Below are 17,165 nucleotides of genomic sequence, written 5' to 3' on the forward strand. Positions count from 1 at the left end.
ATGACATTGCCCCAGACGGTGTACTGGCGGTCCAGGAAGGTGGCGTCGTCGAAGACGATGAAGAACTGGCTGTTGGCCGAGTTCGGGTCCGAGGTGCGGGCCATCGAGACGGCGCCGCGGGTGTGCGGCTCGGCCGAGAACTCCTGCTTGAGGTTCGGCTTCTTCGAGCCGCCGGTGCCGGTGCCGGTCGGGTCGCCGCCCTGGGCCATGAAGCCCGGGATCACGCGGTGGAAGACGACGCCGTCGTAGAAGCCTTCCGAGGCCAGGTCGGTGATCTGCTTGACGTGGTTCGGCGCGAGGTCCGAACGCAGCTTGATCACGACGTCGCCGCCGGCGCCGTCGCCGTTGTCGAGAGTGAGGGTGAGGGTTTCGGCCATCGGCGCGCTCCTTTGAAATATCGCGGGGTCATAGCCCGCAAACGCTGTCGCGGCTATGTGGGTGTCATGAGTGAAGACGAAAAGCCCGCCGAACGCCGCAGAATGGTGCGCCCGCCCTCGGGCGGCACCGCCGCCGGGCGCGGCATGGGCACCAAGATGAAGACGGCGGACACCAAGTCGATGTCCAGCCAGCAGTGGATCAAGCGCCAGCTGTCGGACAAATGGTCCGAGAAGGCGCGGGCCGAGGGCTGGCGCTCGCGCGCGGCCTTCAAGCTGATCGAGATCGACGACCGGTTCCGCCTGATCAAGCCGGGCAGCCGGGTGATCGATCTGGGCGCGGCGCCGGGCGGCTGGGTGCAGGTGGCGCTGAAGCGCGGGGCCAAGGCCGTGGTGGGCGTGGACCTGCTGCCGATCGAGCCGGTGCCGGGCGCCGAGCTGATCCAGGCGGACTTCACCCATCCGGGCGTCGATCAACAGATGATGGACCTGCTGGGCGGGCCGCCGGATCTGGTGCTGTCGGACATGGCCCATAACACCGTCGGCCACCGCAAGACGGACCACCTGAAGATCATCGCCCTGATCGAGATCGCCGCCGATTTCGCCATCCGCACCCTGCGGCCGGGCGGGAATTTCGTGTCCAAGAATTTCCAGGGCGGGGACGCCGGGGGCGTTCTGGCGCGACTGCGCGACGAGTTCGAGACGGTGAAATACGTGAAGCCGGAATCGAGCCGCAAGGACAGCGCCGAGGTGTTTCTGGTGGCGCTGAACAAGCGCTGATCAGCGCACCACGGGCGTGAGGGCCAGTTCGCGGCGGTCCAGCTCTTCCTCGATCTGGTAGTAGGCGGCGTCGCTGATCTCGCCGCTCAGCCGCATCTGCAGCAGGCGCTCGCGCTTGGCCTCCAGCACTTCGGCGGCCAGGTCGTCGACGGGGAGGGAGACCCGGCCGTCAGCCTCGCAGGCGGCGTCCAGGGCCTTGCGGCGTTCGTGATACTCGGCCTCGAGACGTTTCGCGGGAGGATCGTCGCGACCCGAGACATGGGCGATGGCGGCGTCGGCGATGGCGGCGCGGGCCTTGCGGACTTCCCCGGCCAGGACACCGTCGTCGCCCAGCTTCATCCAGCGGATCAAGGGGCCGAGGGTCAGGCCCTGGCCGACCAGGGTGCCCATGACCACGGCGAAGACGGCCAGCAGGAGCAGGTCGCGGTAGGGGAAGTCCACGGGCAGGGCGTAGGCGGCGGCGAGGCTGACCACGCCGCGCATCCCGGCCCAGCCGACCACGAGACCGGCGGCGAAGCTGGGCGCCTCCGTGGCCCGGTCCATCCGGCGACCGGCAAGCCGGTTCCGCATCTGGGCCAGGCCGTTGTAGCCCAGCACCCAGACCAGCCGGACGACCACGCAGACGCCGAGGATGGCGAGGGCGAACAGGGCGTACTCCACGCGCTGGGCCGGGGCCAGTTCGCGCCAGATCGGGCCGATCTGCAGGCCCACCAGCATGAAGGCGAGGACGTTCAGGGCGAAGACGGCCGTCTCCCAGACGGCGTAGGTCGGGGCCCGGATCGTCGCCGGATTGCGCGCCGACATGCGGGCGGCGGCCATGGCGAAGACGACGATGGTGATGATGGCGGACAGGCCCAGATGCTCGGCCATGATCCACAGGCCGAAGCCGCCGACGAACTGCATGACGATGGCGGGCGGGGCCTCGCTCAGCAGGCCGACCACGCGGACCTGGATCCACGCCGCGATCAGGCCGAACAGCACGCTGCCGACGGTGGCGAGCACGACGGCGCCGCCCAGCTGCCAGCCGCCGGGCATGGCGGCGATCGTGGCGGTCACGGCGATCCGGTAGATCAGCAGGGACGCGGCGTCGTTGAACAGGCTCTCGCCCTCCAGCACGGTGCGGATCCGGAACGGGGCGGGGATGAGGCGCAGCACGGCCGTCGCGGCGGCCGCGTCCGGCGGGGCGACGATGGCGCCGAGCGCCACGGCGGCGGGCCAGGGCAGGGCGGGGACCAGCGCCTTCGCCGTCAGGGCCACGGCGATCGTGGTGACCGCCACGGCGGCGAGACTGAGGAAGGCGATGGGCACCACGTTGCGCTTCAGGTCGCGCAGGGAGCTGTCGAAGGCGGCGTCCAGCAGGACGGGGGCGACGAACAGGGCCAGGACCAGCGGCGGGTCCAGCGTCAGCTCGGGCGTGAAGGGCAGGAAGGCCGCCATGGCCCCGGCGAGGGCGACGAAGGGCGGGAAGGGGGCGTTGAGCTTCTGGGCCAGCAGCGACATCGCCACCGCCGCCGCCATTACGATGAGTATGGTCTCGAAGCCGTGCATGGGTGCGACAGGCTAGCGCATGTCGCGCCCGGCGTCAGGCCTCGGCGAGATCCGCCGCGCGGCGGGCCTTGCGGGCCTCCAGCGCGGTCCAGACGCGGTCGTGGATGGTGAAGAAGACCGTCTGCACCAGCGGCTCCAGCAGGCCGATGGTCAGCGCGATACGGATGTCGCGGGTCAGGGCGTAGGCGACCAGCACGGCGACGGTGAAATGCATCAGGCCGTAGGTGACCGACTTCAGCGCGATCTGCTTCAGCGAGCGGGGCAGGGCGTGGCTGTGGCCATGGTGGCCGTGGCCGTGATGACCGTGGGCGCGGCTCTGCTCGGCCGGGTCCATGACGCCCAGACGGGCGGTGAAGGCTTCCGACGCCTCCTCGACGCCCGACAGGGTCCCGCGCCGCTCGATCCGGTGCCAGACGCGGTCGTGGATCGAATAGGCGATGGTCTGGAAGATCGGCTCGACGACCCCGACCGCCAGCGCGAGGCGCCAGTCGCGGGTGATGGCGAAGGCCACCAGGATCGCGACGATCAGGTGCATGACGCCGTAACTCGCGATCTTGAGCGCGAGCTGGCGGGCGGTGCTGATCAGGGTGCGAACCATTCTCACCAGATTGGGGTCAACGCCCCGCGACGCAAGGCAATTTTTCTTATCAGTCCGATAGCCCGCCCGCAGCCCTTGCGGTTCCGCCCCGGCTGCGGTTATACGCGGCCCGCAAAACGGAGACTCCTCATGGAGATACGCGAAGGCTTCACCTTCGATGATGTTTTGCTCGAACCCGGCCCGTCCGAGTTCATGCCGGCGATGGTCGACGTCTCGACCCAGCTGACCCGCGACATCAAACTGAACATCCCGCTGCTGTCGTCCGCCATGGACACGGTGACGGAAAGTCGCCTGGCGATCGCCATGGCGCAGGCGGGCGGTCTGGGCGTCCTGCACCGGAACATGACCATCGAGGAGCAGGCCGATCACGTTCGCGCCGTGAAGCGCTACGAGAGCGGCATGGTGGTCAACCCGGTCACCGTCGGCCCCGAGACCACGCTGGGCGAGGTTCGCCAGATCGTCGAGCGCAAGAAGATCACCGGCTTCCCGGTGGTCGATCCGAAGACCGGCAAGCTGGTCGGCATGCTGACCAACCGCGACATGCGGTTCGAGAACGACCCGAACCTCAAGGCCGCGGCCCTGATGACCACGGGCGATCTGATCACCGTGCGCGAGGGCGCCGGGCGTGACGAGGCGCGCGAACTGCTGCGCACCCGCAAGATCGAGCGCGTCATCGTCGTGGACGAGGACTATCGCGCGGTCGGCCTGATCACGATGAAGGACATCGAGAAGGCGCAGGCCTTCCCTAACGCCGCCAAGGACGAGCAGGGCCGCCTGCTGGTCGGCGCCGCCTCGACCGTCGGCGACGCGGGCTTCGAGCGCGCCATGGCGCTGGCGGACGCGGGCGCGGACGTGGTGGTGATCGACACCGCCCACGGCCACTCGGCCTCGGTCGCCGCCGTGGTCGAGCGCATCAAGCGCGAGAACAACCGCCTGCAGATCATCGCCGGCAACGTGGCCACCTACGACGCCACCCGCGCCCTGATCGACGCGGGAGCCGATGCGGTGAAGGTCGGCATCGGCCCGGGCTCGATCTGCACCACCCGCATCGTCGCGGGCGTGGGCGTGCCCCAACTGACCGCCGTGATGGACTCGGCCCGCGCGGCCAAGGGCACCGGCGCCTCGGTCATCGCCGACGGCGGCATCAAGTATTCGGGCGACCTGGCCAAGGCCATCGCGGCGGGCGCCAACGTCGCCATGATGGGTTCGATGTTCGCGGGCACCGACGAAAGCCCGGGCGAGGTCTTCCTGTACCAGGGCCGGAGCTACAAGTCGTATCGCGGCATGGGCTCGGTGGGCGCCATGGGCGCCGGCTCGGCCGACCGCTACTTCCAGAAGGAAGTCTCGACCGAGAAGCTGGTCCCCGAGGGCATCGAGGGCCAGACCCCGTACAAGGGGCCGATCAGCCCTGTCCTGCACCAGCTGGTCGGCGGCCTGCGCGCCTCGATGGGCTATGTGGGCGCCGGCACCATTCCGGACTTCCAGGAACGGGCCCGGTTCGTGCGTATCACCGGGGCCGGCCTGCGTGAGAGCCACGTCCATGACGTGATGATCACGCGGGAGGCTCCGAACTATCGTCAGGGCTGAACCGGGGAGGGCAAGCCATGGATATGACGCCTGAATTCATTCTGCTGGCTTTCACCCTCATCCTCGCGGTGATCCAGATCGGCGCGGCGGGCATGGCCCGCACCGCCGAGCTGGGCGCCAAGTGGAACGCCGGCCCGCGCGACGGCGAGAACCCGCCGCCGGGCAAGCTGGCGGGCCGTCTGATGCGGGCCCAGTCCAATCTGTTCGAGACCCTGCCGCTGTTCATCGGCGCGGTCATCATGGCCCATGTGGCCGGGAAGGACGGGGGAACCCTGACCTTCCTGGGCACGCACCTCTATTTCTTCGGGCGGCTGATCTATGTGCCGCTCTACGCCTTCGGCGTGCCCGTCGTCCGTTCGCTGGTCTGGCTGATCGCCACCGCCGGGCTGCTGATGGTCATCGCCGCCCTGTTCGTCTGAAAGCCCTGAGTTGACCCCAGCCGCCCGTCTCGCCGCCGCCGCCTCGATCCTGGACAGCATCGCCCAGGGCCGCCAACCGGCGGAATCCGTCCTCAAGGCCTGGGGCGTCGCCAACCGCTTCGCCGGGTCCAAGGATCGCCGCGCCATCGCGGACCGCGTCTACAAGGTGCTGCGCGCCCGCGGCCGTCTGGTCTGGGCCATGGGCGGGCGCGAGGATGGCCGGGCGCTGGTGATCGGCTCGCTGAGCCTGATCGACGGCCTGTCGCTGGAAGAGATCGAGGCCCTGCACTCGGGCGACGGCTACAGCCCGCGTCCGCTGTCCAAGCAGGAGCGCTCCCGCCTGACCGCCGCCGGCGAAGGCGAGCTGCCGGGCTGGGTGGCCTCGGGCCTGCCCGAGTTCGCCGTGGAGGACTTCAAGGCCACCTACGCCGACCGCTGGGCCGAGGAGGCGCGTGAGCTGATGGCGCCGCGCGCGCCGATCGACCTGCGGGTCAACGGCCTGCTGGCGACCGTCCATGAGGTCGAGGGCGAGCTGCGCGAGGCGGGCCTGTCGCCCGAGCCGACGCCTTACTCCACCTTCGGCCTGCGCCTGGCCAGCGAGCCGCCGCCCAATGTGCAGGCGCTGGAGGCCTTCAAGGCCGGGCATATCGAGATCCAGGACGAGGGCAGCCAGATCGTCTCGTGGCTGGCCGGGGCCCAACCGGGCCTGACGGTGGTCGATTATTGCGCGGGCGGGGGCGGCAAGACCCTGGCGCTGGCCCAGGCGATGCAGGCGCAGGGCACCCTGGTGGCCTGCGACGTGGTGCAGAAGCGGCTGGACAACATCCGGCCCCGCCTGACCCGCGCGGGCGTGGCGGCGGACCTCTGCCTGCTGGGCCAGAACGGCGGCGGGATCGAGGACCTGAACGGTCAGGTCGACATCGTCTTCGTCGACGCCCCGTGCAGCGGTTCGGGCACCTGGCGGCGTCGCCCGGAGGACGCCTGGCGGCTGACCCCGGAAGAGGTCGAGCGGCTGCACGCCCTGCAGGTCCGCATCCTGTCGCAGGCCTCCCAGCTGGTGAAGCCGGGCGGGCGTCTGGTCTATGTGACCTGCTCGATGCTGAGCCGCGAGAACGAGGCCTCGGTCGCGGCCTTCGAGGCGGCGCATCCGGAGTTCACGCCGGTGTCGGTGGCCTCGGCCCTGTCGGACGCGGCGCTGAACAGCGAGGGCGCGGCGATGCTGGCGGCGAAGGCGGACGGGCATCGCCTGCGCCTGTCGCCCGCATCGACCAACACCGACGGCTTCTTCGTCGCCCTGTACGAGCGCGCTTCGTGAGCGGCGCCTGGCGCATGGAACGATACGGCGACGTCTCGGTCCTCTGCGTCATGGCGGCCCCGGCGGAGTACGGCGCCCATCTGCAGGCGCGCATCCGGCCGCTGATGACCGGCATCGGTCCGGTCGAGGGCGCGGTCGCCCTGACCGCCGAACTGGCGCGGCTGGAGGCGAGGGGAGAGCAGCCCGATCTGGTGCTGTCGCTGGGGTCGTGCGGCTCGCCGATCCTGGAGCACGCGGCGGTCTATCAGGCCTCATCGGTCGGCTACCGCGACATGGACGCCAGCGCCCTGGGCTTCGAGAAGGGCAAGACGCCCCTGCTGGACCTGCCCGCGGTGATGGCGCTGCCATGCCCGATCCCGGGCGTGCCGACGGCCACCCTGTCGACGGGCGGCAATGTCGTGTCCGGGAAGGCCTATGAGGCCATCGACGCCGACATGGTGGACATGGAGACCTTCGCCCTGCTGCGGGCCTGCCAGACCTTCGGCCTGCCTCTGGTGGCCCTGCGCGGGGTGTCGGACGGGCGCGCCGAACTGAAGGCGCTGGAGGACTGGACGTCCACCCTGCACCACGTCGACGAGAACCTGGCGGCGGCGCTGGATCGCCTGATCGCCGTGCTGGAGGCCGACGGCCTCGCCGCCCTTGAATTCGCCGTGTCAGACGGCCAAGACCCCGCCCATTCCACGCCCTCCCCGGAATCGCTCGCATGACCCAGCCCGCCCACCAGAAAGTCCTCATCGTCGACTTCGGCAGTCAGGTGACCCAGCTGATCGCGCGGCGCCTGCGCGAGGCCAGCGTCTATTGCGAGATCCATCCCTACGCCAAGGCCGAGGCGGCGATGGCGGCGATGAACCCGGCGGCGATCATCCTGTCGGGCGGGCCGGAGAGCGTGCACGAGGAAGGCAGCCCTCGCGCCCCGCAGGCGGTGTTCGAGGCGGGCGTGCCGGTGCTGGGCATCTGCTACGGCGAGATGACCATGTGCGAACAGCTGGGCGGCAAGGTCGAGGGCGGCCACACCCGCGAGTTCGGGCGCGCGGCCATCACCGTCGAGAAGACCTCGCCCCTGCTGGCGGGCCTGGCGCCGGTCGGCGAGGACGAGGAAGTCTGGATGAGCCACGGCGACAAGATCGTCGCCATCCCGGAAGGCTTCGACGTCGTCGCCTCGTCTTCGGGCTCTCCGTACGCGGTGATCGCGGATGAGAAGAGACGCTTCTACGGCGTTCAATTCCATCCGGAAGTCATGCACACGCCGCGCGGCCACGAGATGCTGAAGAACTTCACCCACGGCATCGCCGGGCTGAAGGGCGACTGGACCATGGCGGCCTATCGCGACGAGAAGATCGCCCAGATCCGCGAACAGGTCGGCGACGCCAAGGTGATCTGCGGCCTGTCGGGCGGCGTGGACTCGTCGGTGGCGGCGGTGCTGATCCACGAGGCCATCGGCGACCAGCTGACCTGCGTGTTCGTGGACACCGGCCTGCTGCGCAAGGACGAGGCGAAACAGGTCACCACGCTCTTCCGCGAGCACTACAACATCCCGCTGATCCACGTTGATGCGTCGAAGGAATTCCTCGGCGAGCTGGCCGGTCAGTCGGACCCGGAAACCAAGCGCAAGACCATCGGCCGGGTGTTCATCGAGATCTTCGACCGCGAGTCCGCCAAGATCGAGGGCGCCGAATTCCTGGCGCAGGGGACGCTGTACCCGGACGTGATCGAGAGCGTCTCCTCGTCCAGCGGCAAGGCCCACGTCATCAAGAGCCACCACAACGTCGGTGGGCTGCCGGACTATATGAAGCTGAAGCTGGTCGAGCCTCTGCGCGAGCTGTTCAAGGACGAGGTCCGGGCGCTGGGCCGTGAGCTGGGCCTGAGCGAGGCCTTCGTCGGCCGTCACCCGTTCCCCGGGCCGGGCCTGGCCATCCGCATCCCCGGCGAGATCACGCCGGAAGCTGTCGCGACGCTTCAGGATGCCGATGCCATCTATCTGGAAGAAATAAGGAAAGCGGGACTGTACGACGACATCTGGCAGGCCTTCGCCGTGCTGCTGCCGGTCAAGACCGTCGGCGTGATGGGCGACGCCCGCACCTATGAGAAGGTGCTGGCCCTGCGCGCCGTCAGCTCGACCGACGGCATGACGGCGGACTTCTACCAGTTCCCGTGGGATGTGCTGGGCAAGACGGCCACGCGCATCATCAACGAGGTCCGCGGCGTGAACCGCGTCGTCTACGACGTCACCTCCAAGCCGCCCGGGACGATCGAGTGGGAGTGATCGCCCCGGACTGAGCCCGGGTTACGCGTCGGCCGCCCAGGCGACGGCGTCGGCGCCGGCGGGGAGCATCATCGGACAATCCGGATCGGTCGCGGCGCGATACACGGCTTCGGCCACGTCGCGGGCCGTGGTCACCGGACCGTCGGCGGCCGCCATCATCGCGGCCATGGTCCGCCCGGTGAAGTCGGCGTAGGGCTCGGGGAAGCCGCCCGTATCCATGACCTTGCCGCGCGCGCTGTCGGCGAAGGCGGTCGACGGCGCCATGCCGGGCAGGACGACGCGGGCGCGGACGCCGAATTCGCCCAGCTCGAGATCGGCGGACTCGGTCAGGGCGTTCAGCGCGGCCTTGGAGGCGCGATAGACCGACAGCAGGGGCAGCGGCTTGTAGGTCGAGCTGGAGCCGATGTTGACGACGACGCCCGAACGACGCTCGCGCATGCCCGGAAGCACCGCCTGCATCATGGCGATGACGCCGAACAGATTGGTGTCGAAGACGCGCCGGGCGGTTTCCATCGGCGTACCCTCGATGGCGTTCAGCCAGCCGATGCCGGCGTTGTTGACCAGAACGTCCACGCGACCGGCGGCGGCGACCGTGGCGGCGATGCTGTCCGGATCGGTGACGTCCAGCGGCAGCACGCGCAGGCGCTCCGAGGCGGGCAGGTCGGCGGCGGCCGGATCGCGCATGGTGGCGACGACGGCCCAGCCCTTGTCGAGGAAATACAGCGCGGTCTCGCGGCCGAAGCCGGTCGAACAGCCGCTGATGAGAACGGAAGGCATGGGAAACTCCTTGCGGGGGGCGAAGTGAGGCTTCAAAATATGAAGCATCCTTCAGTTTCGGAATTCGCATTTGAACCGGCCCGAGCCCGCGCTGCTGCAGCCCCGCAAAACGCCACGACAGGCCCGGTCGGCGGCCACCATCGAGGCGATCCGGCAGGCGACCATTCAGGTTTTGCTGGCCGAGGGCGTCGGTCGGCTCACGACCACGCGCGTTGCCGAGCGGGCGGGGGTCTCGGTCGGGACGATGTACCAGTACTTCCCGCACAAGCAGGCCCTGCTGTTCGGCATCGTCGAGAAGCAGTTCGCCCTGATGGAGGAGGCGATCTGCGCGGCGTCCGCGCGGCTGATGGGTCGGGACCTGAAGACCATTGCCGAGGGGCTCGCGACGGCCTGGCTGGACGCCAAGATGGCGGATATCGTGTCCTCGCGGGCGATCTACGGCGTCTCCGGCGAGTTCGACCTGTCGGCCCACATGGAGCGGGCGGCCGGCCTGATGACGGAGATGTTCGACGCCCTGCTGGCCAGCGCGCCCGACGCGCGGTTCGCGGACCGCGCCTCGACCGCCTTCATGCTGACCGCGCTGCTGGGCGGGTCGGTCAGGGTGGTGATGGAGGCTGATCCGTCCGAGCAGAGCCTTGCGCGCCTTCGCCGGGAGCTGCCGCGGGCCTGTCACGCCTATCTGCAGTCCGCCAATCTGGACGCCGCCGGGGCGACGCCCGCCTGATGTCCGTCGCCCTGATCGTCCTGCCCATCTTCGCCCTGATCCTGGCCGGGTTCGTCGCGCGCCGGGCGGGCGCGCTCGGCGGCGGCGCGACGCGGGAGTTGAACCGCTTCGTGGTCAACCTGGCCCTGCCGGCCCTGCTGTTCGACATCGTCGCCGGGGCGGAATGGACGGAGATCTGGCGGCCCGACTTCATCGGCGCCTTCGGTCTGGGAGCGGCGATCGTCTTCGGGGCGACGGTGCTGTGGCGGCGGTCGCGCGGACGGCCGCTGGCCGACGCCTCGGTCGACGGGCTGAACGCCGCCTACGCCAACACCGGCTTCCTGGGCTTCCCGCTGGCGCTGGCCGCCATGGGGACGGGGATGCTGGCGCCGACCCTGATCGCCACCCTGATCACCGTCTGCGTGCTGTTCGCCGTGGCCATCGTCCTGATCGAGGTCAGCCTGCAGGACGGCGGCGGCGATCCGCTGCGGGTGGCGGGCAAGGTGGGGCTGTCGCTGGCCCGGAACCCGCTGGTCGTCGCCCCGGCGCTGGGCGCGGTGTTTCTCGTGGCCGGATGGGGCGAGCCGAAGCCGCTGCATGTCTTCCTGGACCTGCTGGGCGGGGCGGCGGCGCCGTGCGCGCTGGTGACGCTCGGGCTGTTCCTGGCCGAGAAGAGCGAGGCGGCGAAGCCGTCGGCGGGGGACATCGCCCTGCTGACCGGGCTGAAGCTGCTGGCCCAGCCGCTGCTGACCTGGGCGTTGGCGGTGTTCGTCTTCCGCCTGCCGCCGGAGCTGATGCACGGGGCGGTGCTGCTGGCCCTGCTGCCGACGGGCACGGGCGCCTTCATGCTGGCCCAGATGTACGGGCGGGAGGCGGCGCTGACCTCGCGCGTCGTGCTGGTCTCGACAATCCTGTCGGCGCCGCTGATCATCGGCTGGCTGAGCTGGATCGGATAGGCCGGGCGGCATTACCGACTTCGGGCGCGGTGTGATCCATATTCGAAGGGGACGGTCATGCGTTGGGGGCTGACAGGGCTTTGGGTGGTCTGCGCGACCCTGATCGCGAGCGGCTCACACCCGGCTGCTCCGGCCCTGACGCGGCCGCCCGTGATCACCATGCCCAGTTGGCTCGCTCCGTCTGTTAGCGACGCGGTGACGGTGGCGCGTCATTACGGAGTGACGGACGCGGACTTCGACGTGGAGTGCAACCTGTCCGCCGACGGTTTCCCAGGGGCGTGCCGGGTCTCCGTTGTGAGGCGGCTTGCGCTGGCCGGCGACGACGGCGCGTTTCGCGACCGTTTCCGTTGGTCTCCGAAAGGCCGAATGGCTCCTCAGACATGGGACGGGTCCTCGGTCTCCTCGTATGTGAGCATTCCGGTGACGATCACTTCGGAGGGGCATGATCCGGTTGTCTCATTCGGAGAGCCGAAATGTGTTCAGTGCCTGACCCAGCAAGGGAATGAGGTGGCGGACACGGCGCTCCCCACGATGAGAGGGGGAACGACGCCGCCGGAAGCGGCTCGTCACGGCATAGACAGGGGTACGGCGCTCATTCGGTGCCGAAGTCATGGAGAGCGACGGGTCTCGGATTGCTCGCTCTGGCATGAAACGCCGGTCGGTTGGGGACTTGGCCGGGAGGCGCTTCGTAAGGCTGAGGCGGGCGAGTTTGATCTCCCGAGAGGTCTCGTCGCCTTCGCGGTCGATTTCAGGCCCGAGGCGCCCGTCAACTGACGGCCGTCGCCGTTTGATCCGGATCAAGGCGCAGGGCGCGCCGCGGGCGCACAGGACGGGCCACACAAGGAGCCTGTCATGCCTGAAGCCGCCGTTCCCGTCGTCGCCGCCATCGTCGGTCTGTTCGCTGTGTTCATGATCGTGGTCGGCGGGGTTTCCGTGTGGAGCAACCTGCCGGATCGCGCGCCCCGGGACTGAAAGTCGGTCTTTCGCGCCGCCCGGACGAAACAACCTGCGCTGTTGAGGCTTTTCCCCGTCGGGACCGGCGTCGCGCCGGGCGTCTGGAGCAACGGCATGAACGGCGGACGGGTGGGAAGCGCGTGGCGCGCGGGTGTGCTGAGGGCGGGGATCGCGCTGGCGCTCGCCGCCGGTCTGTCCGCCTGCGGCACCCTGGCCCGGCTGGAGCCCCTGCCGGTGCGCCAGCTGGATGCGCCGGTGTCCCCGACCCAGGACCCCCGCATCCGTCCCGGCGATCAGGTGCGGATGAACGAGGTCATCGAACTGTTCACCCGTCGGCTGGCCGCGCCGGACGCCACCGGCGCGATCCTGGCCCTGTCGGGCGGCGGGGCCAACGGCGCGTTCGGCGCCGGCGTGCTGGTCGGCTGGACCGAGGCCGGGACCCGGCCGCAGTTCGATATCGTCACCGGCATCAGCACCGGAGCCCTGACGGCGCCCTTCGCCTTCCTCGGTCCCGAGTGGGACGACGAGCTGCGCGCGGCCTACACCAACGGCGGCGCCGACGGGCTGCTGAGCCCGCGGGCGCTCGCCGGACTGGTCGGGCCGAGCCTGTTCAGCGCTGCGCCGCTCAGACGGCTGGTGGACCAGAACGTGACGCCCGAGCTGCTGCGCCGGATCGCGGTCGAGCACGCCAAGGGACGGCGGCTTCTGGTCGTGACCACCAATCTGGACACCCAGGAGGCCGTGGTCTGGGACATGGGGCAGCTGGCGACCCAGGGCGACGCGCAGGCCCTGCTGCTGTTCCGCGAGGTGCTGATCGCGTCGGCGAGCATTCCGGGCGTGTTCCCGCCGGTGATGATCTCGGCCCTGCAGGACGGCCAGATCGTGCAGGAGATGCACGTCGACGGCGGGGTCAACATGCCGTTCCTGGCGGTGCCGGAGACCGTGCTGGCGTCATCGGCCCGAACCCCGGGCGCCGAACGGGTGTCGCTGTATGTGCTGGTCAACGGCCAGACCGGGCGCACGACGGGCGTGGTGCGCGGAAGCCTGCCGGCGATCCTGACCCGCACCTACGAGAGCATGAGCAAGGCCACGACCCGAACGCATCTGGCCGCCAACGCCGCCTTCGCGAACCGGAACGGGGTGACCTTCCGGGTGGCCTCGATCCCGCCCGACACCGAGGCGTCGGCGGTCAATTTCGATCACGACTCGATGGTCCGGGTGTTCGAGCTGGGCCGGGCCCGCGCACTGGCGGGGGAGGCGTGGGTGGAGCCGACGGTCGAACTGACCGCTGAAGCGCCCCTGGTGGCCCCCGCCGCGGCCCCGCCGCCGTCCGGGCGGTGACGGCCGCGCGCTAACCAAACATCAGGACTGATGGCGCTAGGGTGCCCGGGCGCTTGAGAGTGGTCCCATGGATGAAGTTGAACGTCTTGTTTCCCTTCGCTCCCTGAGAGCCATCGGCGGCGCGCCTTCCGCCGCGATCGAGGGCGCGGTGCGGGTCGCCGCCCATCTGTTCGACTGCCCGATCGCCCTGGTCACCCTGATCGAGGACGAGGTCCAGTGGTTCAAGGCCAGCGTCGGCGTGGACGGCTGTTCGACCACGCGGGAGGATTCGTTCTGCACCCACGCGCTGGACCTGCCGCCGCATGACGTGATGGTGGTCGAGGACGCCACGCGGGATTCGCGCTTCCGGGACAATCCGAACGTGACCGGCGAGATGAACGTCCGCTTCTACGCGGGCGCGCTGCTGACGGCGTCGGACGGTGCGGCGCTGGGCACATTGTGCGTGATCGACACCGAGCCTCGCGCGCGGCCGGACGATGCGGCGCTGGATCGCCTGCGTGATCTGGCCCGGCTGGTGGTGGCCGAGATGGAGCGGGCCCGCGCCGAGCGCCTGCGCAACGAGAACGCCCACATGCTGTCGATGGTCGAGAGCCTGGCGGGCGTCGGCCACTGGCGGGTGGATCTGGTCGATACCCGGGTCGCCTGGTCGGATCAGGTCTATACGATCCACGGCCTGTCGCCCGACACCCATGTGCCGACCTTCGACAATGCGATGGCCTTCTATCCCGAGAAGGATCGCGAGGAATTGGCCGACCACTGGGCGCGGACGGTGGCGGGGGAGGGGCCGTTCTCGCTGGAGCTCTGCATCGACCGAGCCGACGGGGTCCGTCGACGGGTGATCGCGCGGGGCGCGGCCGAGCCCGGGCTGGACGGTCAGTCGCCGGCGGTCTTCGGCGTGTTCCAGGACATCACCGACCAGCGCGAGGCCATGGCGGTGATCGAACGCAGCCGGACCCGCTACAAGCTGCTGGCCGACAACGCCGCCGATGTGATCGCGCGGGTCCAGCTGGACGGGTCGTCGAACTATATCTCGCCCGCCATCGAGCGGCTGCTGGGCTGGACGCCGGTCGAGATGGCCGGGCGGTCGGCGGCCTCGTTCGTCCATCCGGACGACCGCGCCGAACTGGCCCGCACCTTCTCGGACATGGGACAGGGGCGCGGCTCGGCGACGCTGGAGCATCGGTTGCTGCACCGGGACGGCCGGATCGTCTGGGGCGAGACCCGGATGCGGCTGATCCGCGACGACAGCGGCAAGCCGGTCGAGACCGTCGTTGTGATCCGCGACATCACCCGGCGAAAATTGCTGGAGGTCCAGCTGGAGCAGGCCCGGGCCGAGGCCGAGGCGGCGGCGAGCGTGAAGGCGGACTTCCTGGCCAATATGAGCCATGAGCTGCGCACCCCGCTGACCAGCATCATCGGCTTCACAGGGCTGGCGCTGGAGCAGGCTCTTCCCGACGCGGCGCGCGATTACATCGGCCGGGTCGACAACGCCGGGCGCGCCCTGCTGTGCACCGTCAACGACATCCTGGACTTCTCCAAGCTGGAGGCCGGGCAGGTGGCGATCCGGCCCCAGCCGATGGATGTGGAGGCGCTGGCCTCCGCGACGCTGGAGCTGTTCACCCCGCAGGCGGGCGCGCGCGACCTGGCCCTGACGCTGGACGCCGACGCGGACCTGCCGCCGCTGGTGGCCGATCCGGACAGGCTGCGCCAGATCATGCTGAACCTGGTCAGCAACGCCGTGAAGTTCACCGCTCACGGCGGCGTGCGGCTGGAGGTGCGCTGGTCCGCCGGGGAAGAACGGCTGCGTGTCGCGGTGCACGACACCGGCGGCGGCATCCCGGAGGACAAGCTGAACCGGCTGTTCCGGCGCTTCTCCCAGATCGACGGCGAACAGAACAAGTCGGTCGGCGGCACCGGCCTGGGACTGGCGATCTGCAAGGGCCTGGTCGAGGCGATGGGCGGCGAGATCGGCGCCGACAGCGTGGAGGGCGAGGGCAGCGTCTTCTGGTTCGAGATTCCGGCGGCCCGCGCCGAGGACGAGGCGGCGCCGGCGGCGACGCCCATGGCCGCGATCGAGGTCGGCGGGCTGAGGGTGCTGGTCGCGGATGATCATCCGGCCAACCGCGAACTGGCCCGGGCCTTCCTCGGCGGGATGGGGGTCGATGTCGACGAGGCCGTCGACGGCCTGTCGGCGGTCGAGCGGGCGGACGAGACCCTGTACGACGTGATCCTGATGGACATGCGCATGCCCGGACTGGGCGGGCGCGAGGCCCTGAAGATGATCCGCGCGGGCGGCGGGCCCAACCGTCTGACGCCGATCCTTGCCTACACCGCCGATGCGGGGGAAGGTCTGGAAGCCGAGCTGAAGGCGGAGGGATTCTGCGGCGCCGTGTCCAAGCCGGTCGCGGCCGAGGCCCTGATCCGCGCGGTGGCCGAGGCGCTTCAACCCAGAGACATCGCGGCCTGACCTGATGCTGAAAAACCTGATGACCGCCGGGGCCCTGGCCCTGGCCGCGGCGGCGTCGTCCGCGCGCGCCGACGAACCGCTGCCCGTGCATGTCGGCGGCCGGGTCATCCGGGAGGCGGACGGCGCCCTGGGCTTCGGCTGGCCGGGCGTCTATTTCGAGGGCCGCTTCCACGGCGACCGGGTCCGCGTGCGGTTCGAGGCGCCGGCGGGCGGCATGCGGCTGCTGCTGGACGGGCAGGAGAGGGCGGTGTTCCGGCGGGCGGGGACGGTGGACCTGACCCTGACCGGCATGGCGCCGGGCGATCACGTGATCCGGCTGGAGAAGCAGGGCGAGAGCCAGACCGGCGGCGGGCGCTTCATCGGCTTCGACGTGCTGGGCGACGGCCATGCCCTGCCCGCCGCAGCCAAGGGGCGGCAGATCGAGTTCATCGGCGATTCCTACACCGTCGGCTACGGCAACACCTCGAGGGCGCGGACCTGCACGCCGGACGAGATCGCGGCGACGACGGACACCCAGAACGCCTTCGGCCCGCGCGTGGCCCGGCGGTTCGACGCCGACTACCGGATCAACGCCTATTCGGGGTTCGGCATCGTGCGGAACTACGCCGGCGGTTCGCGGGAACTGAGCCTGCCGGCGCTCTATGCGCGGCTGAAGCCGGATGCGGCGGAGGCGCTGGACGGCGAGCCCGGGGACTGGCGGCCGCAGGTCATCGTCGTGAACCTGGGCACCAATGACTTCTCGACCCCGCTGGGCGCGGACGAGCGCTGGGCCGACGAGGCGACGCTGCGCGCGGCCTATCGCGAGCGGTATGTGGCCTTCCTCGCCGAACTGACGGGACGGCAGCCGCAGGCGAAATTCATCCTGATGGGCGGCGACGCCTTCCTTGAGGACGTCCGGCAGGTGGCCGGGGCGGTGAACCGGGTGACGCCGGGGCTGGTCACCGTCGTGCCGTTCACGGGGCTGGACCTGCAGGGCTGTGACTGGCATCCGTCCCTCGCGGACGAGGCGGTGCTGGCGGATCTGGTGTCCGCCGAGATCGACGCCCGCGCGCTGTTCAGCGAGCCCGGAACGGGCCGGTAGGA

Annotated in this window: 15 protein-coding genes; 11 read left to right on the top strand and 4 right to left on the bottom strand. The window is 70.0% G+C overall.

Annotation, left to right across the window (positions count from 1 at the left end; all coding sequences use genetic code 11):
* The coding region (locus VGE03_RS12470) for a peptidylprolyl isomerase (RefSeq protein WP_331046795.1) at positions 1–377 on the bottom strand (377 nt) is incomplete at its 3' end.
* A 66-nt stretch (positions 378–443) separates the two neighbouring features.
* Here VGE03_RS12470 and VGE03_RS12475 point away from each other — a divergent pair.
* Positions 444–1,154 carry an RlmE family RNA methyltransferase gene (locus tag VGE03_RS12475; protein ID WP_331046796.1) on the top strand — a complete coding sequence of 237 codons (711 nt, stop codon included), beginning with the start codon at positions 444–446 and terminating at the stop codon, positions 1,152–1,154.
* On the opposite strand, the gene VGE03_RS12480 is transcribed toward VGE03_RS12475, so the two are convergent.
* Positions 1,155–2,702: a sodium:proton antiporter gene (locus tag VGE03_RS12480; RefSeq protein ID WP_331046797.1), complete on the bottom strand. Its 1,548-nt coding sequence runs from the start codon at positions 2,700–2,702 to the stop codon at positions 1,155–1,157.
* A 34-nt stretch (positions 2,703–2,736) separates the two neighbouring features.
* The gene (locus VGE03_RS12485) at positions 2,737–3,300 is read right to left on the bottom strand and encodes a DUF2061 domain-containing protein (protein ID WP_331046798.1); all 564 of its coding nucleotides are present in this window, start codon (positions 3,298–3,300) and stop codon (positions 2,737–2,739) included.
* Positions 3,301–3,429: 129 nt separating this feature from the next.
* On the opposite strand from VGE03_RS12485, the gene guaB reads away from it, so the two are divergent.
* From guaB to guaA, 5 genes are read left to right on the top strand one after another with little or no spacing between them, the layout of a single operon-like run.
* Positions 3,430–4,887 carry an IMP dehydrogenase gene (gene guaB / locus VGE03_RS12490; RefSeq protein WP_331046799.1) on the top strand — a complete coding sequence of 486 codons (1,458 nt, stop codon included), beginning with the start codon at positions 3,430–3,432 and terminating at the stop codon, positions 4,885–4,887.
* Positions 4,888–4,904: 17 nt separating this feature from the next.
* Positions 4,905–5,306: an MAPEG family protein gene (locus VGE03_RS12495; RefSeq protein WP_331046800.1), complete on the top strand. Its 402-nt coding sequence runs from the start codon at positions 4,905–4,907 to the stop codon at positions 5,304–5,306.
* 10 nt (positions 5,307–5,316) lie between these two features.
* Positions 5,317–6,621, top strand: a complete 1,305-nt coding sequence (locus tag VGE03_RS12500) for an RsmB/NOP family class I SAM-dependent RNA methyltransferase (RefSeq protein ID WP_331046801.1) — start codon at positions 5,317–5,319, stop codon at positions 6,619–6,621.
* Positions 6,618–7,328, top strand: a complete 711-nt coding sequence (locus VGE03_RS12505) for a 5'-methylthioadenosine/S-adenosylhomocysteine nucleosidase (protein ID WP_331046802.1) — start codon at positions 6,618–6,620, stop codon at positions 7,326–7,328. Before VGE03_RS12500 ends, VGE03_RS12505 begins: the two co-directional genes overlap by 4 nt.
* On the top strand, positions 7,325–8,884 hold the full coding sequence (gene guaA, locus VGE03_RS12510; protein ID WP_331046803.1) for a glutamine-hydrolyzing GMP synthase: 1,560 nt from the start codon (positions 7,325–7,327) through the stop codon (positions 8,882–8,884). The genes VGE03_RS12505 and guaA overlap by 4 nt, the downstream gene beginning before the upstream one ends.
* 21 nt (positions 8,885–8,905) lie before the next feature.
* Here the strand turns inward: guaA and VGE03_RS12515 are convergent, their stop codons facing one another.
* Positions 8,906–9,661, bottom strand: a complete 756-nt coding sequence (locus VGE03_RS12515; protein ID WP_331046804.1) for an SDR family oxidoreductase — start codon at positions 9,659–9,661, stop codon at positions 8,906–8,908.
* Between the two features lie 70 nt (positions 9,662–9,731).
* Here VGE03_RS12515 and VGE03_RS12520 point away from each other — a divergent pair, with 70 nt between their 5' ends.
* From VGE03_RS12520 to VGE03_RS12540, 5 genes are all read left to right on the top strand, one after another.
* Positions 9,732–10,385, top strand: coding sequence for a TetR/AcrR family transcriptional regulator (locus VGE03_RS12520; protein WP_331046805.1), 654 nt, complete (start codon positions 9,732–9,734; stop codon positions 10,383–10,385).
* A complete protein-coding gene (locus VGE03_RS12525; protein WP_331046806.1) occupies positions 10,385–11,320 on the top strand; it encodes an AEC family transporter in 936 nt (311 codons plus the stop codon). The genes VGE03_RS12520 and VGE03_RS12525 overlap by 1 nt, the downstream gene beginning before the upstream one ends.
* Positions 11,321–12,334: 1,014 nt before the next feature.
* Positions 12,335–13,615, top strand: coding sequence for a patatin-like phospholipase family protein (locus VGE03_RS12530; RefSeq protein ID WP_331046807.1), 1,281 nt, complete (start codon positions 12,335–12,337; stop codon positions 13,613–13,615).
* A 67-nt stretch (positions 13,616–13,682) separates the two neighbouring features.
* Positions 13,683–16,082, top strand: a complete 2,400-nt coding sequence (locus VGE03_RS12535) for an ATP-binding protein (RefSeq protein ID WP_331046808.1) — start codon at positions 13,683–13,685, stop codon at positions 16,080–16,082.
* Positions 16,083–16,101: 19 nt separating this feature from the next.
* Positions 16,102–17,163, top strand: a complete 1,062-nt coding sequence (locus VGE03_RS12540; protein ID WP_331046809.1) for an SGNH/GDSL hydrolase family protein — start codon at positions 16,102–16,104, stop codon at positions 17,161–17,163.
* Positions 17,164–17,165 lie beyond the last annotated feature (2 nt).

It is taken from the genome of Brevundimonas sp. (assembly GCF_036400995.1).
Lineage (GTDB): Bacteria > Pseudomonadota > Alphaproteobacteria > Caulobacterales > Caulobacteraceae > Brevundimonas.